This window comes from Sphaerisporangium sp. NBC_01403 (genome assembly GCF_045040145.1).
Classification (GTDB): Bacteria; Actinomycetota; Actinomycetes; order Streptosporangiales; family Streptosporangiaceae; genus Sphaerisporangium; species Sphaerisporangium viridialbum.
In genome coordinates this window covers 9,471,960-9,493,523 of sequence record NZ_CP109534.1, presented here as the reverse complement: position 1 = coordinate 9,493,523, position 21,564 = coordinate 9,471,960, and the positions used below count along the sequence as shown (strand labels likewise).

The 21,564-nt window shown below is 68.8% G+C and carries 19 protein-coding genes; 12 read left to right on the top strand and 7 right to left on the bottom strand.

The window, feature by feature from the left end; translation table 11 throughout:
* The first annotated feature begins 76 nt into the window (after window positions 1-76).
* Together OG589_RS42955 and OG589_RS42950 are read left to right on the top strand one after the other, a co-directional pair.
* Window positions 77-2,761, top strand: coding sequence for a CDP-glycerol glycerophosphotransferase family protein (locus OG589_RS42955; protein ID WP_405144661.1), 2,685 nt, complete (start codon window positions 77-79; stop codon window positions 2,759-2,761).
* Window positions 2,758-3,834, top strand: a complete 1,077-nt coding sequence (locus OG589_RS42950) for a glycosyltransferase (RefSeq protein ID WP_405144659.1) — start codon at window positions 2,758-2,760, stop codon at window positions 3,832-3,834. The genes OG589_RS42955 and OG589_RS42950 overlap by 4 nt, the downstream gene beginning before the upstream one ends.
* A 17-nt stretch (window positions 3,835-3,851) precedes the next feature.
* Here OG589_RS42950 and OG589_RS42945 read toward each other — a convergent pair whose 3' ends face one another.
* Complete coding sequence (locus tag OG589_RS42945; RefSeq protein ID WP_405144658.1) at window positions 3,852-4,895, bottom strand: sulfotransferase family protein; 1,044 nt, start codon at window positions 4,893-4,895, stop codon at window positions 3,852-3,854.
* A gap of 2 nt (window positions 4,896-4,897) precedes the next feature.
* The gene (locus tag OG589_RS42940; protein ID WP_405144657.1) at window positions 4,898-6,160 is read right to left on the bottom strand and encodes a CDP-alcohol phosphatidyltransferase family protein; all 1,263 of its coding nucleotides are present in this window, start codon (window positions 6,158-6,160) and stop codon (window positions 4,898-4,900) included.
* Between the two features lie 235 nt (window positions 6,161-6,395).
* On the opposite strand from OG589_RS42940, the gene OG589_RS42935 reads away from it, so the two are divergent.
* Together OG589_RS42935 and OG589_RS42930 are read left to right on the top strand one after the other, a co-directional pair.
* Window positions 6,396-8,318, top strand: a complete 1,923-nt coding sequence (locus tag OG589_RS42935) for a glycosyltransferase (protein ID WP_405144656.1) — start codon at window positions 6,396-6,398, stop codon at window positions 8,316-8,318.
* 96 nt (window positions 8,319-8,414) lie between these two features.
* Window positions 8,415-9,119: a polysaccharide deacetylase family protein gene (locus OG589_RS42930; protein ID WP_405144654.1), complete on the top strand. Its 705-nt coding sequence runs from the start codon at window positions 8,415-8,417 to the stop codon at window positions 9,117-9,119.
* Between the two features lie 290 nt (window positions 9,120-9,409).
* Here the strand turns inward: OG589_RS42930 and OG589_RS42925 are convergent, their stop codons facing one another.
* The gene (locus OG589_RS42925; protein WP_405144652.1) at window positions 9,410-10,603 is read right to left on the bottom strand and encodes an ROK family protein; all 1,194 of its coding nucleotides are present in this window, start codon (window positions 10,601-10,603) and stop codon (window positions 9,410-9,412) included.
* A 116-nt stretch (window positions 10,604-10,719) separates the two neighbouring features.
* Here OG589_RS42925 and OG589_RS42920 point away from each other — a divergent pair, with 116 nt between their 5' ends.
* From OG589_RS42920 to OG589_RS42900, 5 genes are all read left to right on the top strand, one after another.
* On the top strand, window positions 10,720-12,057 hold the full coding sequence (locus tag OG589_RS42920; RefSeq protein ID WP_405144650.1) for an ABC transporter substrate-binding protein: 1,338 nt from the start codon (window positions 10,720-10,722) through the stop codon (window positions 12,055-12,057).
* Window positions 12,057-12,998, top strand: a complete 942-nt coding sequence (locus tag OG589_RS42915; protein ID WP_405144648.1) for a carbohydrate ABC transporter permease — start codon at window positions 12,057-12,059, stop codon at window positions 12,996-12,998. The genes OG589_RS42920 and OG589_RS42915 overlap by 1 nt, the downstream gene beginning before the upstream one ends.
* On the top strand, window positions 12,995-13,819 hold the full coding sequence (locus tag OG589_RS42910) for a carbohydrate ABC transporter permease (RefSeq protein ID WP_405144646.1): 825 nt from the start codon (window positions 12,995-12,997) through the stop codon (window positions 13,817-13,819). The genes OG589_RS42915 and OG589_RS42910 overlap by 4 nt, the downstream gene beginning before the upstream one ends.
* Window positions 13,816-15,090 carry an alpha-L-fucosidase gene (locus OG589_RS42905; protein ID WP_405144645.1) on the top strand — a complete coding sequence of 425 codons (1,275 nt, stop codon included), beginning with the start codon at window positions 13,816-13,818 and terminating at the stop codon, window positions 15,088-15,090. Before OG589_RS42910 ends, OG589_RS42905 begins: the two co-directional genes overlap by 4 nt.
* 94 nt (window positions 15,091-15,184) lie before the next feature.
* Complete coding sequence (locus OG589_RS42900; protein ID WP_405144643.1) at window positions 15,185-16,450, top strand: L-fuconate dehydratase; 1,266 nt, start codon at window positions 15,185-15,187, stop codon at window positions 16,448-16,450.
* A gap of 83 nt (window positions 16,451-16,533) precedes the next feature.
* Here OG589_RS42900 and OG589_RS42895 read toward each other — a convergent pair whose 3' ends face one another.
* Window positions 16,534-16,854 carry a hypothetical protein gene (locus OG589_RS42895; protein ID WP_405144641.1) on the bottom strand — a complete coding sequence of 107 codons (321 nt, stop codon included), beginning with the start codon at window positions 16,852-16,854 and terminating at the stop codon, window positions 16,534-16,536.
* Between the two features lie 16 nt (window positions 16,855-16,870).
* A complete protein-coding gene (locus OG589_RS42890) occupies window positions 16,871-17,290 on the bottom strand; it encodes a hypothetical protein (protein WP_405144639.1) in 420 nt (139 codons plus the stop codon).
* A gap of 182 nt (window positions 17,291-17,472) precedes the next feature.
* Here OG589_RS42890 and OG589_RS42885 point away from each other — a divergent pair, with 182 nt between their 5' ends.
* The 3 genes from OG589_RS42885 (at window position 17,473) to OG589_RS42875 (ending at window position 19,551) form a co-directional block, all read left to right on the top strand.
* Entirely contained in the window at window positions 17,473-17,703 is a 231-nt protein-coding gene (locus tag OG589_RS42885) for a DUF397 domain-containing protein (protein WP_405144638.1), read from the top strand.
* 160 nt (window positions 17,704-17,863) lie between these two features.
* On the top strand, window positions 17,864-18,388 hold the full coding sequence (locus tag OG589_RS42880; RefSeq protein ID WP_405144637.1) for a SigE family RNA polymerase sigma factor: 525 nt from the start codon (window positions 17,864-17,866) through the stop codon (window positions 18,386-18,388).
* On the top strand, window positions 18,385-19,551 hold the full coding sequence (locus OG589_RS42875; RefSeq protein WP_405144636.1) for a hypothetical protein: 1,167 nt from the start codon (window positions 18,385-18,387) through the stop codon (window positions 19,549-19,551). Before OG589_RS42880 ends, OG589_RS42875 begins: the two co-directional genes overlap by 4 nt.
* A gap of 7 nt (window positions 19,552-19,558) precedes the next feature.
* Here the strand turns inward: OG589_RS42875 and OG589_RS42870 are convergent, their stop codons facing one another.
* Together OG589_RS42870 and OG589_RS42865 are read right to left on the bottom strand one after the other, a co-directional pair.
* Window positions 19,559-20,770, bottom strand: coding sequence for an acyltransferase family protein (locus OG589_RS42870; RefSeq protein WP_405144634.1), 1,212 nt, complete (start codon window positions 20,768-20,770; stop codon window positions 19,559-19,561).
* A 293-nt stretch (window positions 20,771-21,063) separates the two neighbouring features.
* A complete protein-coding gene (locus tag OG589_RS42865; protein WP_405144632.1) occupies window positions 21,064-21,456 on the bottom strand; it encodes a hypothetical protein in 393 nt (130 codons plus the stop codon).
* Between the last annotated feature and the right edge of the window lie 108 nt (window positions 21,457-21,564).

Below are 21,564 nucleotides of genomic sequence, written 5' to 3'. Positions count from 1 at the left end.
TCCCCCGAGACGGGCGGCATGACCAACTGCCTGGGCATACCCGAGTCAGCGTCAATGCCGACTCAGGGGATGAAGCATGCAGCCGGATGTCAGCGTTGTGCTCATCACGTTCAACGATTCCGCCCGGCTGTCGCGCGCCGTCACCTCCGTACTGAACCAGTCACTCCACAACCTCGAAGTGATCGTCGTGGACGACGCGAGCACCGACGACACCGTCCGCGTGCTCGCGCAGATCGGCGACCCGCGCGTCAGGTACATCCGCAGGGAGACCAACAGCGGCGGGTGCGGGGCGCCGCGCAACACCGGGCTGGACGCGGCCCGCGCTCCGCACATCATGTTCCTCGACAGCGACGACGAGCTGACCAGGCACGCCTGTAAGAGCCTGCTCTACGAGGTGGAGCGGACGGGCGTGGACTTCGCCTCCGGGCAGATCTCGCGCCTGTTCGAGTCCACCGGCCGCACCCAGCGGTACTACCCGTCGCTGTACCGGCCGCGCAGGGTGGTCGAGGGCATCCGCAGCGAGCCCCGCCTGTTCCTCGACGGCTTCGCGACCAACAAGCTCTACCGCACCGCCTTCCTGCGCGAACACGGCCTGCGCTTCGCGGAGAACATCCACTACGAGGACCACGTGTTCACGGCCGCCCTGTTCTGCGCGGCCCGGCGTTTCGCCATCGTGCCGTGGGTCGTGTACCACTGGCACCGCGCGGTCGACGAGACCTCCATCTCGCTCTCGCTCCACGAGATGGACAACGTCCGGCACCGGGTGCGGGCCGCGCAGATCAGCGACGCGATCCTGCGGGACAACGGCTGCTCGGATCTCGTCGGCGACAGGCAGCAGCGCTTCCTCGTGCAGGACCTGCGCGTCTACCTCAACAAGCTGCCGCACCACACCACGGTCTGGATCAAGGAGTTCGCGTCGGTGGTGCGCCCGTACCTCGACGAGCTTGAGCCCGGCGTGCTGGGCAGGGCCGAACCGATGACCCGGGTGTGCTGCCATCTCATCCGCACCGACCGGCCCGAGGACCTGGTGGTGGCCGCCCGGTCGCTGACCGGTCCGAAGGCCGCGCCGCGCCATGCCATGCGGGTCGACGGCCGGACGTACTGGGGGACGCGCGCCGACCCAGGCCTGGAGATCACCGGGTTGCGCCTGGCCGAACTGCCGTTCACCGCGTCCAGGATCCGGCACGAGATCGCCGAGATGTCGTGCGAGGGGACGGTCGTGTCGCTGACCGTGCGCACCTACGATCCGTTCGCGGTGCTCCGCCGCTGGAAGACCGTGGCCGACCTGAACGTCAAGGGCATGAGCGTACGGCTGGCGCCGCAACGGCAGGCGGACGGCAGCTACCTCACGCTGGTGGAGATGGACCTGGCCGAGGCGAGGCTCGGCAGGCTGGGGTTCGACGGCCGGCGGGACGTGCGCATCGCGTTCACCCGTTCCGACGGTCACAGGACGAGCGACCGGCTGCTGGTCGATCCCACCACGGCCCCGCTGGTCCTCACGGCGGGCCGGCACGAGGTCACGGTCGGCCCCGAGGGCGACAGCGCGTTCCTGCGCGTCTCCTGGAAGCCCGCGGGCCCGCTTCGCCGGGCGGCGCGGCTGCGCGCGCTGCGCACCATGGCCGGCCGCGCCGACCTCAAGCTGTGGGTGTACCGGCGCCTGATCCACCTGGTCCCGCGCCGTCGCGACCTGGCGCTGTTCGAGTCCGACATCGGCGCGGCCTGCACGGGCAACCCCAAGTACATCCACGAGGAGATACGGCGGCGCGGGCTGCCGCTGGAGGTGTGCTGGTCGGTACGCGGAGACCGTACGCACTTCCCGGACGACGTGCCCCTCGTGCGGCGGATGAGCTGGCGGTACATCTGGGTGATGGCCCGCGCGGGCTACTGGGTGGACACGCACGGCTTCCCGCTGGACTTCCCCAAGCCGAAGGGGACGCGCTACCTGCAGACCTGGCACGGGCAGACGCTCAAGACGGTCGGGTTCGACTCCCCCGACCTGCGCGGCGACTTCCCCGGCCCCCGCGAGCAGTGGCGATCCGCCGTGTCGCGGTGGGACGCGCTGGTGTCCCCGGGCCCGGAGTTCGAGCGGGTCTTCGTCCCGTCCAACGAGTACACCGGGACCGTGCTCGGCTTCGGCTCGCCGCGCTGTGACGTGCTGGTCAACGGCGACCCGACCGCCGGGCCCCGCGTGCGCGAGGCGCTGGAGATCCCCGAGGACCGCAAGATCCTGCTGTACGCGCCCACGTACCGGGACCTGTCGAAGCGGAGCGGCACGTCGGTGCGGGTGGACCTCGAAGCGCTGGCCGGGGCGCTCGCCGACGAGTGGGTCGTGGTGCTCCGCACCCATCCGGCCGAGCGGTTCAAGGTGCCCGAGCGGACGCGCCACTTCGTACGGCCCGCCGGGTCGTACCCCGAGGTGAACGACCTCATGCTGGCCTCGGACGCGCTGCTCAGCGACTACTCGTCGATCATCTGCGACTACGCCTGCACCGGTCGGCCGATCCTGCTGTACGCCGACGACTACGAGGAGTACGTGCGGGTGGAGCGCGGCCTGAACTACGACCTGCGCGAGATCGCCCCCGGGCCGGTGCTGGCGACCACCGCCGAGCTGGTCGCGGCGCTGCGCGGGCTCCCGGCGGTCACGGCGGAGTACGCCGAGCGGTACGCGGACTTCGCCGGCCTGTTCTGCTCCGAGGAGACCGGCAAGGCCGCACCCCGGGTGGTGGACGCCTTCTTCCGCGGCTTCGGAACCCGTCCGTGAACACGGTCGTTTTCGCCTGCATGGACGCCGACACGCTCGGCGGCATCCAGCAGGTGACCCACACGGTCGCCCAGGGCCTCGCCCTGCGCGGCCACGAGGTGCACGTGGTCGGCCTGCACGAGGCGCCCGACCCGTTCCGGTACGTCGAGCGGCCCCTGTACGAGCACCACGTGGTGCAGAGGCGCCCCCTCGGCGAGGGACGGCGGTGGGTGGCGCGCAGGCGCGTCTCGCGGCTGCTCTCCTCGCTCGGCCCGGGGTACGCGGTGCTGACCTCCCCCGGCGTGGTGTCGTGGATCGCCGACCTGCTGCCGCCCCGGCTGCGCGCCATCGGGCAGTACCACGGCTCGTTCGACCACGCGCGCGGGACCACGCACTTCGCGTCCGTACGCCGGGACTACGGGGACCTCTGCCAGGCCGTCTTCCTCAGCCCCGACGACGCCTGGCGGTTCGCCGAGGAGGCGCTGCTGCCGAACACCGCCGACCTGCCCAACCCGCTGCGGGCGTGGCCGGAGAAGACGTCCTTCCTGGACGTGCCGCGGGTGCTGGGGATCGGCCGCCTGGCCGCGGTCAAGCGTTTCGACCGGCTGATCACGGCCTTCGCCCGCGCCGCCCGTACCCAGTCCCAGTGGGAGCTGCACCTGATCGGCGACGGGCCCGAGCTGTCCCGCCTGCGCTCGCACGCCGCCTCGGTCGGGGTCGCCGGGCGCGTGGTGCTCCGTGGCAGGGTCCCGGCCTCGGAGATGGGCCAGGAGTACCTCAACGGCTCGATCCTCGGGCTCTCCAGCGAGCACGAGGGGTTCCCGCTGGTCGTGGGCGAGGCCGCCTCGTACGGGATGCCCACGGTCGCCTTCGACGTCTCGGGGGGCGTGCGGTCCCTGGTGCTGGACGGCACCACCGGCGTGCTGGTGCCGCCCGCGGACGTGGACGCGTTCACCGGCGCGCTGAGCGGGCTGATGGCCGACCCGGCCAGGCGGCGGCGGCTCGGAGCGGCGGGCCGGGTCCACGCGGAGTCGTTCCGGCTCGACAGGGTTCTGGACCGCTGGGAGGACCTGTTCGCCCGGACCCGCCGCTGATCCTTCGCTCAGGGGTGCTATCCCCTGATGAGCTCCTGCGAGGAGCCGCGCGGCCGGGGGATGCGCGCGAGCGAGAGCTGCCCGGAGGTCAGCATCGCGGGCAGGGGGCCTGGCTCGCGCAGGCGGTTGACCCGGTCACGGCCCTGCTGCTTGTACCGGGACAGCCTGCGCCGGGCGACCGTCTTGCGGTAGGTCAGCAGATGCCGCGCGGAGGCCTTGGAGACGCCCGGCTCGTAGCCGTGCGCGCGGAGGCGGCTTCCCAGCACCTGGTCGCAGAGCGCGATCTCCCAGGGTTCGAGCCGGGTCGCCCAGCCTCCCACCCGCGCCCTGGTGACCTCCCTGTGCGTGTTGTCGTGCCACACCTTGTGCGCGGGCACGGCCATGTCCGCGATCTTGTGTGGGTCGCACATCGCGGGATCGAACTCCTCGCCGATGAACCCGCACAGCCTGGCGAGCTCCGTCTCGGGATCGGCGGTCAGGTCCTCGTAGCGCATCTCGTAGTAGCTGTCGGCCGGCAGCCGCTTGGCGTAATCCCGCCCGTGGTCGACGGACTCCGACCAGTTGGCGATCGCGTGGAAGACGTCGAGCCTGAACCAGGGCATCTCCTTCAGCGAGGCCACGCAGTCGCGCCCGTCCCTGATCAGGTGGACGAACTGCGCGTCGGGAAAGAGCCGGAGCAGGGCGTCGACGTGCTTGACGTAGCAGGGCCGCTTGTCCCCCCACCGCGGCTTGCCGAACCGCTCGGCGTACGCCCGGAAGGCCTCGCCCATCACCGACCCCAGCGACCCGGGGCCCTCGACGGCCCTGCGCACGTACGACGTGCGGTCGACGCCCAGCTCGCGGAACTTGGTGGCCTTGTCGGTGGCGATCCACTCGGCCAGCCTGCGCCGGTTCTCGGCGTCGCGCATGTCCCCGTGAAGGCGGCGGCGGAAGTACGTCGAGAGCAGGAAACGGGTCTCCGGCGGCACCGCGATGCGCTCGTGCGAGTGCAGCATGAGCTGCAGCATCGTCGTGCCGGAACGCGGGCATCCGATGACGAAGATCGGCCTGTCGGGACTCATGACTACACCCCCGTGAAGAATGGGTCGGTCCGCACGTGCTGCTGGTCGTCGTGATCCGGCCCCATGGGGCCGCCTCGCCCCGCGAGCGCCCGGGTGGAGAGCCACATGCGGTAGACGAGGAAGATCTCGTTGAGGACGAGCAGGGCGCCGGCGCCGGTCGTCACGGGAAGCAGCGCCGAGGGCCCGAGCACGGGCGCCACCACGAATACGGCCGCGTGGAACTCGATGCCGCTCATCAGATGGGTGCGCACCCGGTGCCGCGCGAGGCGCTCGGCCAGGCGCTGACGCATGCCGGTCGGGGCCTCGGCGTCCTCCGGCAGGCACTCACGGTCCTGGTCGTACGGCTCGCGGCGGGGCGACGGCGGGGCGTGGTCGAGCGTCCCGCGCGAGATGGGCTCCGCCGAGGTCAGCGCGTCGCCGGGGATGGACGCCTGCCTGGGGATCGTGGCGCCGTGACCCGCTATCCCCTGGAGCCTCGGGTCGGGCCCCGCCGGCTCGTGCGAACCGTCGTGGCCTGGGTGTTCGTCGTGTTCCCGGGCGCCGGTGTCCTCGTCGCCCAGCTCGCGCGAGCGGGCGTCGCGTTCGGCCACCTCGTACACGGCCGGCTCGTACGGCGAGGCCATCTGGTCGTAGGGCTCGTACACCTCGTAGGGGCCGTACGCGTGGTCGGGAATGTCGTGGGGCGGGCTGTAGGCCGCGTCGTCGTCGGGGCCACGACCCAGCGACTCGACGGCCATGGCGTCCCGCACCGCCGCCAGCTCCTCGCGGCGCGCGATGCGCCTGCGGGTCTTCACCGTCTGGCGCACCCGCTTCATCTGCGGGGCGTTGACGTAGCGGAACAGGTCCAGGATGGCGATGCCCGCGCCGAGCAGCACGTACGCGAGGCGTCCCGTGGCGGCGTACTGGCCGTAGGCGATGCCGAAGGCGCAGCAGACGACGCGGATGCGGTCGCCGACGTAGTCGAGCCAGAGGCCGAACGGGGTGCCCGTGCCCTTGAGACGGGCGATCTTGCCGTCCACGCAGTCGATCATGAAGCTGACGTAGAACAGCACCGCACCCAGCATGAGGTGGTTGGCCGCGAAACTGCCCGCGGAAACCATGCCCAGGATCAGCGAGAAACGGGTAAGAGCGTTCGGGGTGATCTCGGTGCGATTCGCTACGAACAGTGCCACCCGGCATGCCACCGGGTCGACCATGAACACCGTCCACCATGAGTCTCGGCGTTTGCGCGTCGCGCGGACGTCATCCAGCGAATAGGACCTCATGGCAGCCAGCATGGCCACGTGAAGCCACCTATAACTCACCGTCTGTAACTAACATGAGATCTCTAGATGCTTTCTTGACCGCCCCTGGCGACTGATCCACACGCCTTGACCTCCGGTCGCACGAAGGCGAGCCGCCGGTCGCCCGAGCGACGGCAACACGCCTTTCCGCCTACGTTGTGCACACGGCCGACCACATATCGTAGTGACCATGACCTCGACGCGCAGGAGGGCGCATTTGACGGAGCTGAGCGTCATCGTCCCGATCTACAAGGTGGAGCCCTACCTCGCCGCGTGCCTCGACTCGCTGGCGTCACAGACCTGGCGCGACCTGGAAGTCATCATGGTCGACGACGGCTCCCCCGACGGCAGCGCCGCCATCGCCGAGCGGTTCGCCGCGCGTGACCCCCGGTTCCGGCTGGTCACCCAGCCGAACATGGGCCTGGGCGGCGCGCGCAACACCGGCATCCGGCATGCGTCAGGCGAGTTCCTCGCCTTCGTCGACAGCGACGACCTGCTCCCGGAGTACGCCCTTGAGTACCTCGTCGCGAGCCTGCGCACGACCGGCTCCGACTTCGCCACGGGCAACGTCGACGTGCTGACCTCCCGGGGCAGGAGGCGGTCGCCGCTGCACCGTCCGATCTTCCGCGGCTCGGCCCCTGAGACCCATGTGACACGCAGGCCCGTGCTGCTCTATGACCGGCTGGTGACCAACAAGCTGTGGCGCCGCTCCTTCTGGGACCGTCACGACCTGCGCTTTCCCGAAGGCGTCCTCTACGAGGACATCCAGGTGGCCATCCCCGCCCACTTCCTCGCCGCGAAGGTCGACGTGCTGGCCGCCCCCGTGTACGTCTGGCGCCGCCACGCGAGCTCCATCACCCGCAACCGCGTCAACATCAAGAGCATGGAGGACCGCTTCTCCGCCGTCGCGTCCGTGCGCGGGTTCCTCGCCGAGCACGGGTTCCGGCGGCACCTCCGCGAGTGGGACCGCGTGGCGCTCGACTCCGACCTGCGGATCTTCATGCACCTCCTCGACCGGGCCGACGAGCCGTTCCGTGAGCGCTTCCTCGACCTCACCGCCGCCTACCTCGGCCAGGTGCACCGGGCGTCGACCGACCACCTCACCGCCATCAGGCGCCTCCAGTGGCACCTCGCGGGGCGCCGCATGCTTCCCGAGTTGCTCGAGACGGTGAGCTTCGAGCGGACCACCACGGACGAGCACCCGCCCGCCGTCCGCCACGGGCTCTTCCACTACGGGAGGCTTCCCTTCCTGGACGACCCCCGGTACGCCGTGCCGCGCGAGGTCTACCGCATGCGCGACGATCTCGCGCTCGAACAGGAGGTGCGCGCGGTGACCTGGCGGGCGGGCAGCCTGGTCCTGTCCGGGCGCGCCCGCGTCCTGCACCTGCGCGCCTCCCGGCGCCGTGACCAGCAGCTGGTCGCCTGGCTGGTGCGCGAGGGCACCCGTCGCCGGCTGCCCCTGGGCGTCGTCCTCGGGGCCCGGGGCCGCTACCGGCTCACCGTCGATCCGAAACGGCTCCACGTCAGGGGGGCTTCGTCACCGGCCACCTGGACGGTCGAGCTGTGGGTGCTGAACCACGGTGTCTTCCACCGTGCCGAGCTCGGACCACCGTCCCACATCAAGGCGCGAGGCCTGGTGAGCAAGCAGATCGAGCCGGGGGTGTGGGCGCGGCCTCACTGGTCCGACCGGAAGACCCTGCGGATCACCGTCGGCCCGTCCGAGGCCCGTCTGACCGGCCACCGCCTCGCCGGGGCGGCCCTGGAGCTCTCGCTGGAGGTGTCCGTCCCTCTGGGCGACGACGCCCGGCTGTGCCTGACGCCCCGTCCGGGCGGTCTCGCGAGCCACCACCCGCTCGTCCAGGGCGACCCGCCCGGGTCGTTCATGACACGCGTGCCATTAGGTTCGCTGAAGCGCAGCACCACCGGGCGGCAGTCCGAGTGGCGGGCGCACGTCATGGGGAGCGCGCTTCGCGCGCCGGTCGCGGTCACCCTCACCGGCACCAAGCCCCGGCCCCGCCACATCACCGCGGACCAGGAGATCGCCCTGCGCCGGGCCGCCGCCGACGAGCTGGCCATCCGGGTACGCAACCCGCGCGCCACCGCGACGATCTTCCCCGCGGAACGACAGTCAATTGTCTGATAGTTCACCCAAGCGATACCGATATTGCGTGATTTTTCCGTCTGTGTGGAGGCTGGGATAAGGTGGCGCGGCGCTGACGGAAAAGGAGAACGAACGATGCGGCGATGGATCCCGATCGTGCTCGCGGCCACCGTGACCCTGACAGCGGCACCGCCCGCATCCGCCGACGCGTCAGGCGCCGTCAACTGCGCGAAGGTCAAGTGCATCGCCCTCACCTTCGACGACGGCCCGGGGCCCTATACCGGAAAGCTGCTCGACCTGCTGCGCAAGCACCACACGAAAGTCACCTTCTTCCTGGTGGGTGGGCGTGTCGGGAAATACGCGAAAATAACGCGCAGGATGGCACGCGACGGCCACGAAATCGGCAACCACACCTACACCCATCCGCACCTCACCTCCCTTTCCGACGACGAGGTACGGGACGAGGTCGGCCGCACCCAGAACGCCATCCGCAAGGTCACCGGCAGGGAGCCCGACATCATGCGCCCGCCGTTCGGCGACACCGACGACCGCGTGGGATCCATCGCGGCCGAGCTGGGCCTGTCGCAGATCGTCTGGAACGGCTCCTCGCGCGACTGGGAGCTGCGGAACACCGCCGCCATCACCAAGAAGGTCCTCGGCCTGGCCAAGCGTGACCGGGTGGTCCTGATGCACGACATCTGGCCGGAGACCGTCAAGGCCATGCCCAAGATCCTCACCACCCTGGAGAAGCAGGGCTACCACGTCGTCCCGGTGAAGTCCCTCCTCCGCGGCCGGCAACTCAACGCCGGCGAGCTCTACCCCATCGGCGGCTGGAACTGACCACCCAGTAGCCGCCAGTCCGGACGGCAACCGAAGTACGTGGACGGTGCTCATCTCTTGATCACCGTAGGTGATGTCAGCTCCGCCCAGACGATCTTGCCCGCGGTGACGGCGGCCAGGATGATCCGAGGTAACGCTTTCATCGGATGTCCTCTCGGGTGACCACTCCCCGAGGCGGTCACTCCTGGGGTTGATGTGAGGCTCTTGGCCGGATGCATCCGATTGGAACGGAACGTTGGATCTCGGAAATCATCGGGTCAATACTTTCTGTCGGTCGATGCGACAAAAATTCACTCGGGGAGAGTGCGGTCGCCCTCGGCCAGGGACATGAGCACCGCGAGCGCCGCGCCCTCGGTGGCGGTCCAGGCGCTACGGGTGGACACCTCCAGACGAGGTGTGTCCGGGCCGGAGACCAGCAGCGCCGCTGCGAAGGACTCTCTGGCGGGGCCGAGAATCCAGGGCGCGATCCTGGCGTAGTGACCACCGAGCACGACGACCTGGGGGTCGAGCAGGGCCGAGACCATCGCGGCGCCCAGCCCGATCCACCGCCCGGCAGCGGCGAGCGAGCCGATCACGGTCTCGTCGCCTCCGTGCGCGAGGCCGACCACTTCGTCGACTGCGGATGCCGGCGCCAGGTGGCCCCGGCCCGGGCGGCGATGCGTCTCCAGGGCCGATTCCACGATGGGCTGGAGCCCGGCGCGCGTCTCGAAGCAGCCGTTGCGCCCGCACACGCAGCGTAGGCCGGGAGAGTCGAGGATCAGATGCCCGACCTCGCCGGCCATCCCGCGGGCGCCGCGCCAGAGCCTGCCGCCGGCGATGATGCCGGCGCTGATGCCGTAGGTCCCGGTCAGGTAGACCAGGCTGGACGCGTCCGCGCCGCCGCGCATTCTGGAGCGCCGCTCGGCGAGCGCGGCGAAGTTGGCGTCGCTGTCGACCATCACCGGCGCCCGCCCGCCCAGCGCCTCGGTGACCCCCTCCTTCAGAGCCACGTCGCGCCAGCCCAGGCTCGGCACGTACTTGACGGTGCCGGTCGAGGCGTCGACCAGGCCGGGCACGCTGACGCCCACGCCGAGCAGCGTGCGCCGGTCGTCCTCGACGACGTCCAGCGCCTCCTGGAGCACCATTGCGGCCCGGCGAAGCAGCGCCCGCGGGTTGACGGCCTCGGCTTCACCCGTCCGCTCGATGCGCAGCAACTCGCGTCCGCGCAGGCTGTAGACGGCGACGTGGATGCGGTCCATCGCGATCTCCAGTCCAGCCACCGCGTAGCGGGTGTCGTCCAGGTCGAGCAGGGTGGTCGGGCGTCCGCGCCTGCCCTCCGACGGGGTGGCGATCTCCGCGACGAGCCCGCGCCGAAGCAGGTCGTTGACCAGGCTTGACGTCGTCGCCCGTGCCAGCTCCACGCCCTCGCCGAGATCAGGCCTGCTCAGTGGTCCGTGGTCGATGAGATGGCGCAGCACCGACAGGAGCGTCGCGTCGCCCGGCACTGAAGACCTCCTTTTTGATCAGGCACAGCCTGCCGGATCTAACGAGCTTGTAACAGGGGCTTGAATTTTGTCTGCTTTGGAGATGTTATTACCCCACTCAAACATCGGAGGTATCCATGAGCGGTACAGCCCGCGTACTTGCCGCAGCCTCGCTCCTGTTCGGGTTGGCGGCCTGTGGCGACAGCGGTGGCGTCGGCGGCCAGCAGGCCGCGACCCAGGCTCCGCAGAAGTCCAGCGAGACCGTCACGCTGAAGTACTGGACCTGGTTCCCGCCCGAGGCCACGCTCAAGGAGACGATTTCCGCGTTCGAGCAGGCCAACCCCGGGATCAAGGTCGAGCTGCGCGAGTTCGAGGCGGCCGACTACCAGAAACAGCTTCCGCTGGCGCTCAATGGCGGTGAGGCGCTCGACGTGGTCGGGGTGCAGGTCTCGGCGATGACCAACACCGTGAAGGACCAGGTCAGGCCGGTCGCCGAGTGGGAGAGCCAGCTCGGAGCAGACTGGCGCGCCAAGCTCAATGAGACCATGGTCGGCCAGACCGAGAAGATCGCCAAGGACGGCAAGCTCTACTCCCTTCCCATGGGCTCCATCGGCAGCGCGATCATGTACTCCAACGCGACCCTCCTCGGCAAGCTCGGCACGCCCTTCCCCAAGACGGCCGCCGACCTGGAAACGGTGGTCGCCAAGGCCAAGAAAGAGCTGCCCGACGTCCAGCCGATCGTCTTCTCCGGCGAGCCGTGGTGGCAGGAGGAGATGCTCTTCACCATTGCCGGGCAGACCGCGCCCACGCTCTCCGATGACGTCTTCTCCGGCCAAAAGCCCTGGAACAGCCCCGAGATGGTGTCGGCGCTGACCGCCTACAAGTCCTTGTTCGACAAGAACACGGTCGCCAAGTCCGTGCTCAGCCTGAAGGGGAACCGCCCCGCCGAGCTGTTCGGCTCGGGCAAGGCCCTGTTCCTGGTGGACGGCTCCTGGCAGAGCTCGATGCTGTCGGACGCCTACCGCAAGGCCAACAAGATCTCGCTCACCGATGTCGGCGCCGGCCCCTTCCCGGTCATCGCTCCCGGCGGGCAACCGGCCGCGCGGGGCCTGGCCGAAGGCGGGCTGGCCATCCCCAAGAGCTCCGCGCACGTGACCGAGGCCGCCAGGTTCATCCAGTTCATGACCATGGGTGACGGCGTCGCGATCTGGTCCAAGGACCTCGTCCTGGTTCCCTCGCTCAAGGGTTTCGAGGTGGACCCGTCAGTGCTCACCACGCCGGCGGCCAAGGAGGGCTACGCGGCCGTGCAGGCCGTCATCTCCGCTGGCGGTTCGGCCCGCGACTCCAACCAGGCCTTCCTCAACCAGGTCGAGGGCAACGCCATCCTCGACGTCCTTCGCCGACAGGCCACGCCCGAGAAGGCGGCGGACAAGCTGCAGAAGGAGTGGTCCAGCGGTCGGTACGACACCAAGTGATGAACCGCTCCGCTCTAGAGCTCCCGGCGGTCCCCGGACGGGCTTCCACCGCCTCGTCCCGCCGGGGCCGCCGGATCCGGGCCGTCCGCCGGTGGGCGCTGGTTCCCGCCGCGGTCTTCCTCGGGCCACTGCTGCTCTTCTACGCCGTCTACTACCTGTACGCGTTCGGCTTCCTCGCCGACATGAGCACCAAGCAGACCTCGCTGTCGTTCACCAACATCACCTCCGTCGGCCTGCGGAACTTCGAGCTGGTCCTCACCGATCCCGCGTTTCACACCGCGGTGCTCAACAATCTGATCTTCGCGACCGTGTCGATCGCGGCCGCGCTGACGCTGGGATTCTTCCTGGCGGTGACCCTGGCGAGCGGGGTACGGCTGCGCCGCCTGTTCTACGCGGTGTTCCTGCTTCCCTCGTTGATCCCTCTGTCGCTGTTCGCCACGGTCTTCGGCCGGATGCTGGAGACCGACGGCGGCGCGATCAACCAGGTGCTGGGCCATGTGGGTCTCGCCCAGGACTGGCTTGGCAGCACGGGACCGGCCTACGCGGCACTGTTTCTGCTGCTGGTCTACCTGGTCGGCCTGCCGATCATGTACTACACCTCCGACCTGGCCACTACGAACACCGCGGTGCTGGAGTCGGCGATGATCGACGGCGCGGGAACCTGGCAGATGTACCGCCTGATCCTTTTCCCGATGCTGCGCAACACGCACAGGACCGTCATCCTGTCGGTGCTGCTCGGCAGCTTCCGCGCGTTCGACGTCGTCTACTTCTCCACCAACGGCGAGCCAGGCGGGCGTACCTCGATCGCCGGGACCTACCTCTACAACACCATGCTCGGCGAGGGCCGGGTCGGCTATGCCTCCGCCGCCGCGGTCGTCGTCCTGGTGCTCGCGCTCGCGGTCTCCGCTGTTCAGGTCTTCTCGCAGCGGAGGGCCCGATGACTCCTCTGGCACGCCTGCGGCAGCGCCGCAGGGACAACGTGATCGTCTACGTGACCCTGATCATCGGAGCCGCCCTCTGGGCCTTTCCGCTGATCACCGCCGTCCGTGCCTCGGTCGCCTACGGCGGGTTCGGCAACTACCTGACCGTGCTCTCGGGCAAGTTCAACGGGGTCGGCCTGGTCCGGGCGTTCGGCAACAGCCTGGTCATCGCGATCCTGCACGCGCTGCTGGTCTGCGCGGTGGGGGCGATGGCCGCCTACGGCTTCGCCAAGCTGCGCTTTCCCGGCAGAGAAACCCTCTACTACCTCGTGCTGATCTTCCTGGCCGTGCCCGCGGTGGCGGTCATCGTGCCGGTCTACTGGATCACCGGCCAGCTCGGCCTGTTCAACTCCCCGCTCGGGGTGGCGCTGCCCGAGGCCGCGCTGACGCTGCCGTTCGCGGTGCTGCTGCTGCGCAACTACGCCGACGGCATCCCGAACGATCTGATCGAGGCCGCCCGCATCGACCGGGCCGGGCACGCCCGGATCTTCTGGCACGTGTTCCTGCCGCTGTCGCGGCCCGCGCTGGTCAACCTGGGAGCCCTGTGCGTCATGTGGTCGCTGCAGGACTTCCTGTTCCCCTCCATGATCCTCAAGCGGGCCGAGCTCAGCACGGCGGCGCAAGCCGTACAGACCATTCAAAGCGCGTTCGGGCCGACACCCGAGCAGACCTCTCAGTATTTCGCCGCGCTCGTCCTGCTCGCCGTACCCGCGGTCGTGCTGGTCGTCGGCGGCCTCAAGTTCATCACACAAGGCATCACCGCCGGGGGAGTCAAAGAGTGAGCGCGTGGTTCAACCAGCTCGGGCTCGGGCTGTTCATCCACTGGGGGCACGCCAGCAACCGCGGCTGGGAGCTGTCGTGGCAGATGACCGGCGGGGTGCACCTGCAGGAGCCGTCGCTGGAGGCGGTCGGCTGCCAGGAGTACTTCGACAACGCCGCCACCTTCGCACCATCGGCCTTCGATCCCGGGAAATGGGCCGACCTGGCGTGGCGGGCCGGCGCCCGCTACGTCGTGTTCACCGCCAAGCACCACGACGGCTTCGCCATGTTCGACACCAAGCTGTCGGACTATTCGATCACCAAGGTGTGGGGGCGCGACGTCACCGCCGAGGTCGTGGAGGCCTTCCGCGAGCGAGGCTTCCGGATCGGGCTCTACTTCTCCATCGTCGACTGGCACCATCCCGACTATCCCCGCTACACCGACGAGACCGTGAGCAAGCCCTACGTCGTGGGCGTCTTCCCTAGGGCCGCCCCCGAGAAATGGGAGCGCTACCGCGAGTTCATGCTCGGTCAGCTCGACGAACTGCTCACCGGTTACGGGCCGCTGGACATCGTCTGGCTGGACGGCGAGTTCGAGCACACTCCGCAGGAGTGGCGGTTCGACGAGATCCGCGAGCTCATCCGGCAGCGGCAGCCGTACGCGCTGGTCAACGATCGTTGCCTGGGACACGGCGACTTCGTCACGCCCGAGCAGCAACTCCCGATCGTGCCACCGGAGCGGCCGTGGGAGGCGTGCATGACGATGAACACCACCTGGGGATACGTTCCGTCCGACGACACCTGGAAGTCGCCGGTGGCGCTCCTGCACACCCTGGTGGAAACGGTCTCGATGGGCGGCAACCTGCTGCTCAACGTGGGCCCGACCGGCACAGGCGAGTTCCCGCCCCAGGCGATCGAGCGACTGGAGGCGTTCGCCCGCTGGATCGACCGTCACGGCGAGAGCGTCCACGACGTACGGCCCGGCCTGGAGCTGTGGCAGTTTCACGGACCCTCGACCCGGCGGGCGCTGTCCGGCGGCGGCACCCGCCTCTACCTCCATCTGATCATGCGCCCCTACGAGCGGATCGTGGTCCGTGGCCTGCCGGTCAACCGGGTCCAGACAGTCTCTCTACTTGACGGGGGCCGGCCGCTGGACTGGACCATTCAGGCCGGCAAGAGGGACATTCACGCGGCCTCGCCCGACCCGATCGGCGAGCTCCGCGTCGAGGTGCCCGCCGAAGCGCTCGACGAACTGTGCACCGTCGTGGCCGTCGACCTGATCGGAGAAGTCTGACGGACGAGCAGTCCCGCACAACTAATCGGATCTATTTACGAAACAGGGTGAGGCAAGGATGAACCCGGGGTGTAAGCCGTACACGATCGTCGCGATGGAGACCCATGACATCCGGTTTCCCACCTCACGGGAGCTGGACGGGTCGGACGCGATGAATCCCGACCCCGACTACTCGGCGGCCTACCTGGTGTTGCGGACCGATGACGGGTTTGAGGGTCACGGCTTCGCGTTCACCATCGGCCGTGGCAACGACATCCAGACCGCGGCGATCAGGATGCTCGCGCCGTACGTGATCGGCCGGGACGCCGAGGATCTGGGCGGTCTCTACCGGGAGATGGTGCACGACTCGCAGCTGCGCTGGCTGGGCCCGGAGAAGGGCGTCATGCACATGGCGATCTCCGCGGTGGTCAACGCGCTGTGGGACCTGCGTGCGAAGCGGGAGGGCAAGCCGCTGTGGCTGCTGCTGAGCGAGATGTCGCCGGAGGAGCTCGTCAGCCTGGTCGACTTCCGCTACCTCACCGACGCGCTCACGCCGGAGGAGGCCCTGGCGATCCTGCGCCGCGCCGAGCCCGGCCGTGCCCAGCGGATCGCTCATCTCAAGGTGCAGGGCTATCCGGCCTACGCCACCTCGCCCGGCTGGCTCGGCTACAGCGACGAGAAGCTGACCCGGCTCTGCCGGGAGGCGATGGCGGAGGGGTTCACCCAGATCAAGCTGAAGGTCGGCGCCAACCTGGAGGACGACCTGCGGCGGATGCGGATCGCCCGCGAGGTGTGCGGTCCGGACTTCCGGATCGCGGTCGACGCCAACCAGCGCTGGGATGTCGGCACCGCGGTCTGGTGGGTCAAAGCGCTGGCCCCCTACGACCCGTACTGGGTGGAGGAGCCGACCAGCCCCGACGATGTCGGTGGGCATGCCGCGATCGCCCGCGCGATCGCGCCGATCAAGGTCGCGACCGGTGAGCACGTGCAGAACCGCGTCGTGTTCAAGCAGTTGCTGCAAGCCGAGGCCCTGTCCTTCCTGCAGCTCGACGCGGCCCGGGTGGCCGGGGTGAACGAGAACATCGCGATCCTGCTGCTGGCGGCCAAGTTCGGCGTCCCGGTCTGCCCCCACGCGGGCGGCGTCGGGTTGTGCGAGCTGGTCCAGCACCTGTCGATGTTCGACTACGTCGCGGTCAGCGGCTCCATGGAGGACCGGGTGATCGAGTACGTCGACCACCTCCACGAGCACTTCGCCGACCCCGTGGTGATCAAGGGCGGCGCCTACCTCGTTCCCAGCGCGCCCGGCTTCAGCGCCGCCATGCGTCCCGAATCGATCGCGGCGCACTCGTTCCCCGAGGGCCCGGTCTGGAGGGCTGCATGAGCGCGATGGACGGGCTGAAGGCCGTGGTCACCGGTGGCGGCGCCGCTCTGTCCTTTGGGCAACTCGAACCGACCTGAGTCTGATCAGAGGACGTCTTCGCTGGACGCGCCGGGGTTGGAGGCCGGGCCGGACGGGCCGGGATCGGATCCGGTGGGCAGGGGGTGGCAGGTGTGGAGGTGCCAGTGGCTGATGGCCGGGTCGGTGAGGGCTTCAGTGACCGTTTCCTGGATCTGGGCGGGGGTGGCGTCGTCGCCGGTCTCGACGCGGATGGTGATCTCTCCGTTGGCCTGCGTGAGGTCCTTGCGCCATTGATCGGGTAACAGGGCCAATATGCGGATGCCGTCGATCGGTGATTTACCCGATGGGTGTGACGGCGTGGTGTGCATCGTTAATTCGACCAGCATTATCTATCGTCCTCATTCAGTCCCAGGTGGTGCCGTTCGTGCCGGCCGGAGCGGAATCCCAAGTCGTGCCGGTGGTACCGGCCGCGGCCGAGTCCCAGATCGTGCCGGTGGTGTCGACGGGTGCGGAGTCCCAGGTGGTGCCCATGGCCGGGACGCGGGATGCCGTGCCCTCGGTGGTGCCGGCGGTGAGGGTGGTGAAGCCGCCGATGGCGATGCTACAAGCGAGGCGGCCGAGACGGCGGCGGCGGACGCTTTCGCGACGAAGTTGAAATTGATCCGAGAGGCGGCGCGGTTCGCCACTATATTCGCTTTTCCAGGGGCCGCGCGTTCGCTTTCCCAAGGGCCGGGCGTTTTTCTCGTAGAAACGACCCTCCGGGAATGACAGCTCACAAACCAGACGAACCGGCGGCCGCTTCCCGTCGGCCGTGCCGCACAAGGCTCCGCCTGCACCTCCACGCGTCGCATCATCGGAGGTCAGAGCCCATATACTGCTGAATGCCCGTCGAGTTAGATTAGACGTCGCCATTACCGGGACAGCGGCTGCTAATGTTGTTCCGTAGCCTTTTCGAGGTTGCCTTCGACTCCTATGACGGTCCAAGCCGATTCGAAAGAAGGAACATGAGCGGTGTGCACGAAAAGGCCGAGCTGTACGCGCTTGACCTCTCGGATGTGACCTGGCTCAGCGCCCCGGGGAGCAGTTCTGAAGACCGCATAGAGATCGCGTACCTTCCCGGCGGCGCGGTCGCGCTCCGCAACCCGTCGGACCCCAACGGCACGGTGCTCAGATACACCGCCGCCGAGTGGCACGCCTTCGTGCTGGGCGTCCAGGACGGGGAGTTCGACGACTGATCACGGTCGGCCGGTGATCAAGCGAAGAAGGGCTCCCGAGACCGATCGGGGGCCCTTCACGCATACGTTCGCCTGCTGGAAACGACGCCGAACCCGGTGCCCTCTCTGAGGTTCCAACCCGGCCTGCCCTCCTCGCGTTGATACAAGCGAAAGGAGACGCATGGATCGATATGAGGGTTTCAAGGAGTTCGTTGGCAGCCGCCAGCAGTCGCTGATGCGCAGCGCCTACCTGCTCACCGGGGACGCCGGTCAGGCCGAGGATCTCCTGCAGACCGTGCTCATGCGGACCGCCCGGCACTGGCCCCGACTCATGAGGGACGGAAATCCGGAGGCGTACGTCCGCAGAGCCCTGATCAATCAGCACATCTCCTGGTACAGGCGAATGCGCGGCAACGTGGAGGTGCCCAGAGCACGGCCTCCCGAACACGGCCGCGACCTCGGCGACCAAAGCCTGCATCGCCTCGCGCTGCGGCAGGCCCTCCTGCGGCTGACGCCCCGCCAGCGCGCCGTCCTGGTGCTGCGCTTCTACGAGGACCGCTCCATCGACGAGACCGCCGCCCTGCTCGGCTGCTCCGCGGGAACGGTCAAGAGCCAGACCAGCCACGCCCTGGGCCGGCTGCGCGTCCTCGCCCCCGAACTGGCCCATCTGCTCCACGACGTCGATCCCCAGGAGGTCGCCCGATGACCGGACTCCGCGACGAACTCGAACTCCTCGCCGCCGAGGCTCCCACGGTCGAGCTGGCGGAGCGCGCGCTGCGCGGCGCGCGACGCCGACGGGCGGGCGCCTTCGGCTCGGCGCTGGCGGCGCTGGTCGCCGTGGCGCTGAGCGCGACCGTACTGACCGGCGGTTCCGACCGGAACACGATCAGCACCGAGGTCACCGACGTGCTGCCCTCCTCGGGGGTGGACCCGCTGAGCTACGCCTACTACGACTGGTGCGGGCAGAAGTGGCAGGCCGGGAAGAACACCGGTGGCTTCGCGGGCAAGGAGTGCGCCCAGTGGCGGGTGGTGACGCGAACCGGCCAGAGCTTCAGGATGCCGGAGGCGCTGAGCATCTACACCGAGCAGAGCGGCGAGAACTATATGAACACCGCCGCTCCGGTGGCGATCACACCGGACGGCCGCAGGATCGCCTACTACAGCGAGAAGGACCAGAAGTTCGCGGTACGAGACCTGGCGAGCGGCCGGATCTGGCTGACCCCGCAGACCGTGAGCAGGGCGACGATGGTGTCCGGAGGCGGGCTCCTGCGGCTGTCCCCCGACGGCCGCTTCCTCGGCCTGAACGGTGTGGGCTGGCCGAACGTGGTCGTCGACGTGGAGAGCGGACAGGCCACCACGATCCCCGAAGGCTGGCGGGTCCAGAGGGTGCCCAGCGGTGGCACCCCGGTCGTCGTGGCCGACCGGCGTCTCCGGTTCGGCCTGCTGGCCGAGGGGAAGGTGCGTCCCTTCAACGCGGACACCTCCGTAACGCTCAGCGAACTGGCACCCGACGGGCGGACGGTGGCCTACGTGACCGGCGGTAAGTCGATCATCAACGGTGACATTGATTCCCGACCGAACGACACGGTCGTCACCGTCGACGCGACGACGGGGAAGATCCTGGCTGAGGTCAAGTTCCGGGACGCCCCCAAGGACTTCATGCCACAGCGGGTGGGCGCATGGCACAGTCCCACGGAAGTGACGGTTACAACGCCGATACTCGACCCATCGCGGCCAGGCCAGGAGGACGACACGCCGACCCTGGGCGAGACGACGTACGCGATCGACGTCACCACGGGCCAGGTCAGGAAGCTGGCCGCCTACTCCTACCGCGCCTGGGCCGGTGATCTCGTGATCCCCGGCATCTGAGAGCGTTTCACGACGAGCGGGTGGCCGGCGGGGAATGGGCAAGGCGGCGGCCCAGGTGTTGCATCGGGCGTTCGACGAAGCGGTAGCTGAGCCAGCTGCAGCACAGCACCACGGCGACGAACGCGACGGCGAGCAGGGCCTGCGTGGCCATCGGCCGTTCCCGGGGATCACCGAACAGGGTGACGAAGAGCTTCAACAGCGGATGGTGCAGCAGGTAGACCGAGTAGCTGATCACGCCCAGCCAGACGAGCACGCGCGGGACCGTGCGGCGCCGCAGGGCCATGCCGATCGCGAAGGTGCCTCCGGCCATCACCAGCGTGGTGATCCACACGTGCGGATACCCCCACCAGCCGTACCGGAAGGCGAAGAAGGGGATGCCGGCCAGCAGGACGGTCACCGCCGCGACCGTACGGAGGCCGGAGATCTGTCCGCGCTCCCAGCGGTAGATCACGGTGCCGGTGAACATCACCGCGAGGATCGCGGGCCCCAGCCAGGGCGTACGGCTGCCGAGGAGCAGGAGCGTCACGGCCAGGCCACCGACAAGCAGCGCGCCGGCCGTGCGCACCCTGCCGGAGCCGGCGACCACGCAGGCCAGCCCGGCGACGAGCACGCCGAGCGAGACGAAGGCGGCCGGGCCGCGCGCGAGGACGGGAGCCGCCAGCACCAGCCCGACGACGAGCGCGGCGACGGCGAACGCCACGGCCCAGACGCCGCTGCGCCGGTGGACGCCCGCGACGAACAGCGCCGTGATCAGGAGGTAGAAGACCATCTCGTACGAGAGCGTCCACATGGTGTCGGCGACCCCGGCCGACCCCACGACGTCGACGAGCATGGTGGCGTGCGCGGCGGCGGTGGGCAGATCGGGCACGACCGCCGGGCGGAGCGGCACCAGCGGGACCATCACCAGCACGAGCCCGATGACCAGGAGATAAAGCGGATAGAGCCGGAAGAACCTGCCGACCCAGAACGCCCGCACATCACCCCGCCGTTCCAGCGACGCGGGAATGATGTAACCACTGACCAGGAAGAACACCAGCACGCCGTACATGCCGAGGTTGAACCAATGAGGCCGCAACCCCGGCAGGAACCGGTAGAACATGTGCTCCAGCAGCACGGCCGTCGACGCCACACCACGAACCGCGTCCAGCCAGGCCAGCCTCTGCCCCGGAGATTCAGCGGAAGTGGACGCCGCCCCCGTACGCGGCTGATCCGTAAGCATTTGACAAAACTTACCGAACCCGGAGTCACCAAACCAAAGGTTCAAACTTTTGTCACCTGGAGTCCTATTGTTCGGGCTCCAGGTACGGTCATCTGCTCTAAAGTTCCGGTAGGAGGCGGAAGCCGGGTGTCTCCAGTTCTAAGCCTGCCGGCGCGTCAGCCAGAACTCTCGATCTCGCCCGGCCCGGACCGGTCGCCTGGCGACGGGCGACCGGTCCGCGAACTCGTGTTCGTCCTTTCAGCGGGGACGTCGAGCCCGCCTTGGCCATGTCGGCGGAGGCCGCAGGATGCGTCTCACCGCATCTCGTATTCGACATGAACCCAGCGGTGAACTTCCTTGGATTTGGTGACGGCCTCGTTGACGGTGACGAAGACTCGCCGGCCGTTAACCGACTTCGAGGCCCCATCGACGCAATTCCAGCACACGCGATGCCCCGACGAGTCCGCTTCGTCGCGCGAACCGAGAGGTGTCCAACCGGCCGCATGAATACGATCCAGAATCGATGCGGCAGAGAACTCCGCACGGACGTAGATCTCTACGCCTACGCCTTTCACGCCCCATTCGCCGCAGTCCTTGACCTCATCGACGGACGAGATGCTCCCGGAAGGGAGGAGCGGCATGACCATGCCTTTCAGTTGGCCGGCCTCAGCATCGGCGGTCTCCTGGCATCGGAACGTCCAGGCCAAGTCGTCGAAGCTGCATGCCGAAACCGTCAAAGCGAGAAGGAAGGCGACTGCCAGGCTGATCGCCCTGCGTGGGCCCAAAGACCACGGGTAGCGCACAGCACCCCTCAC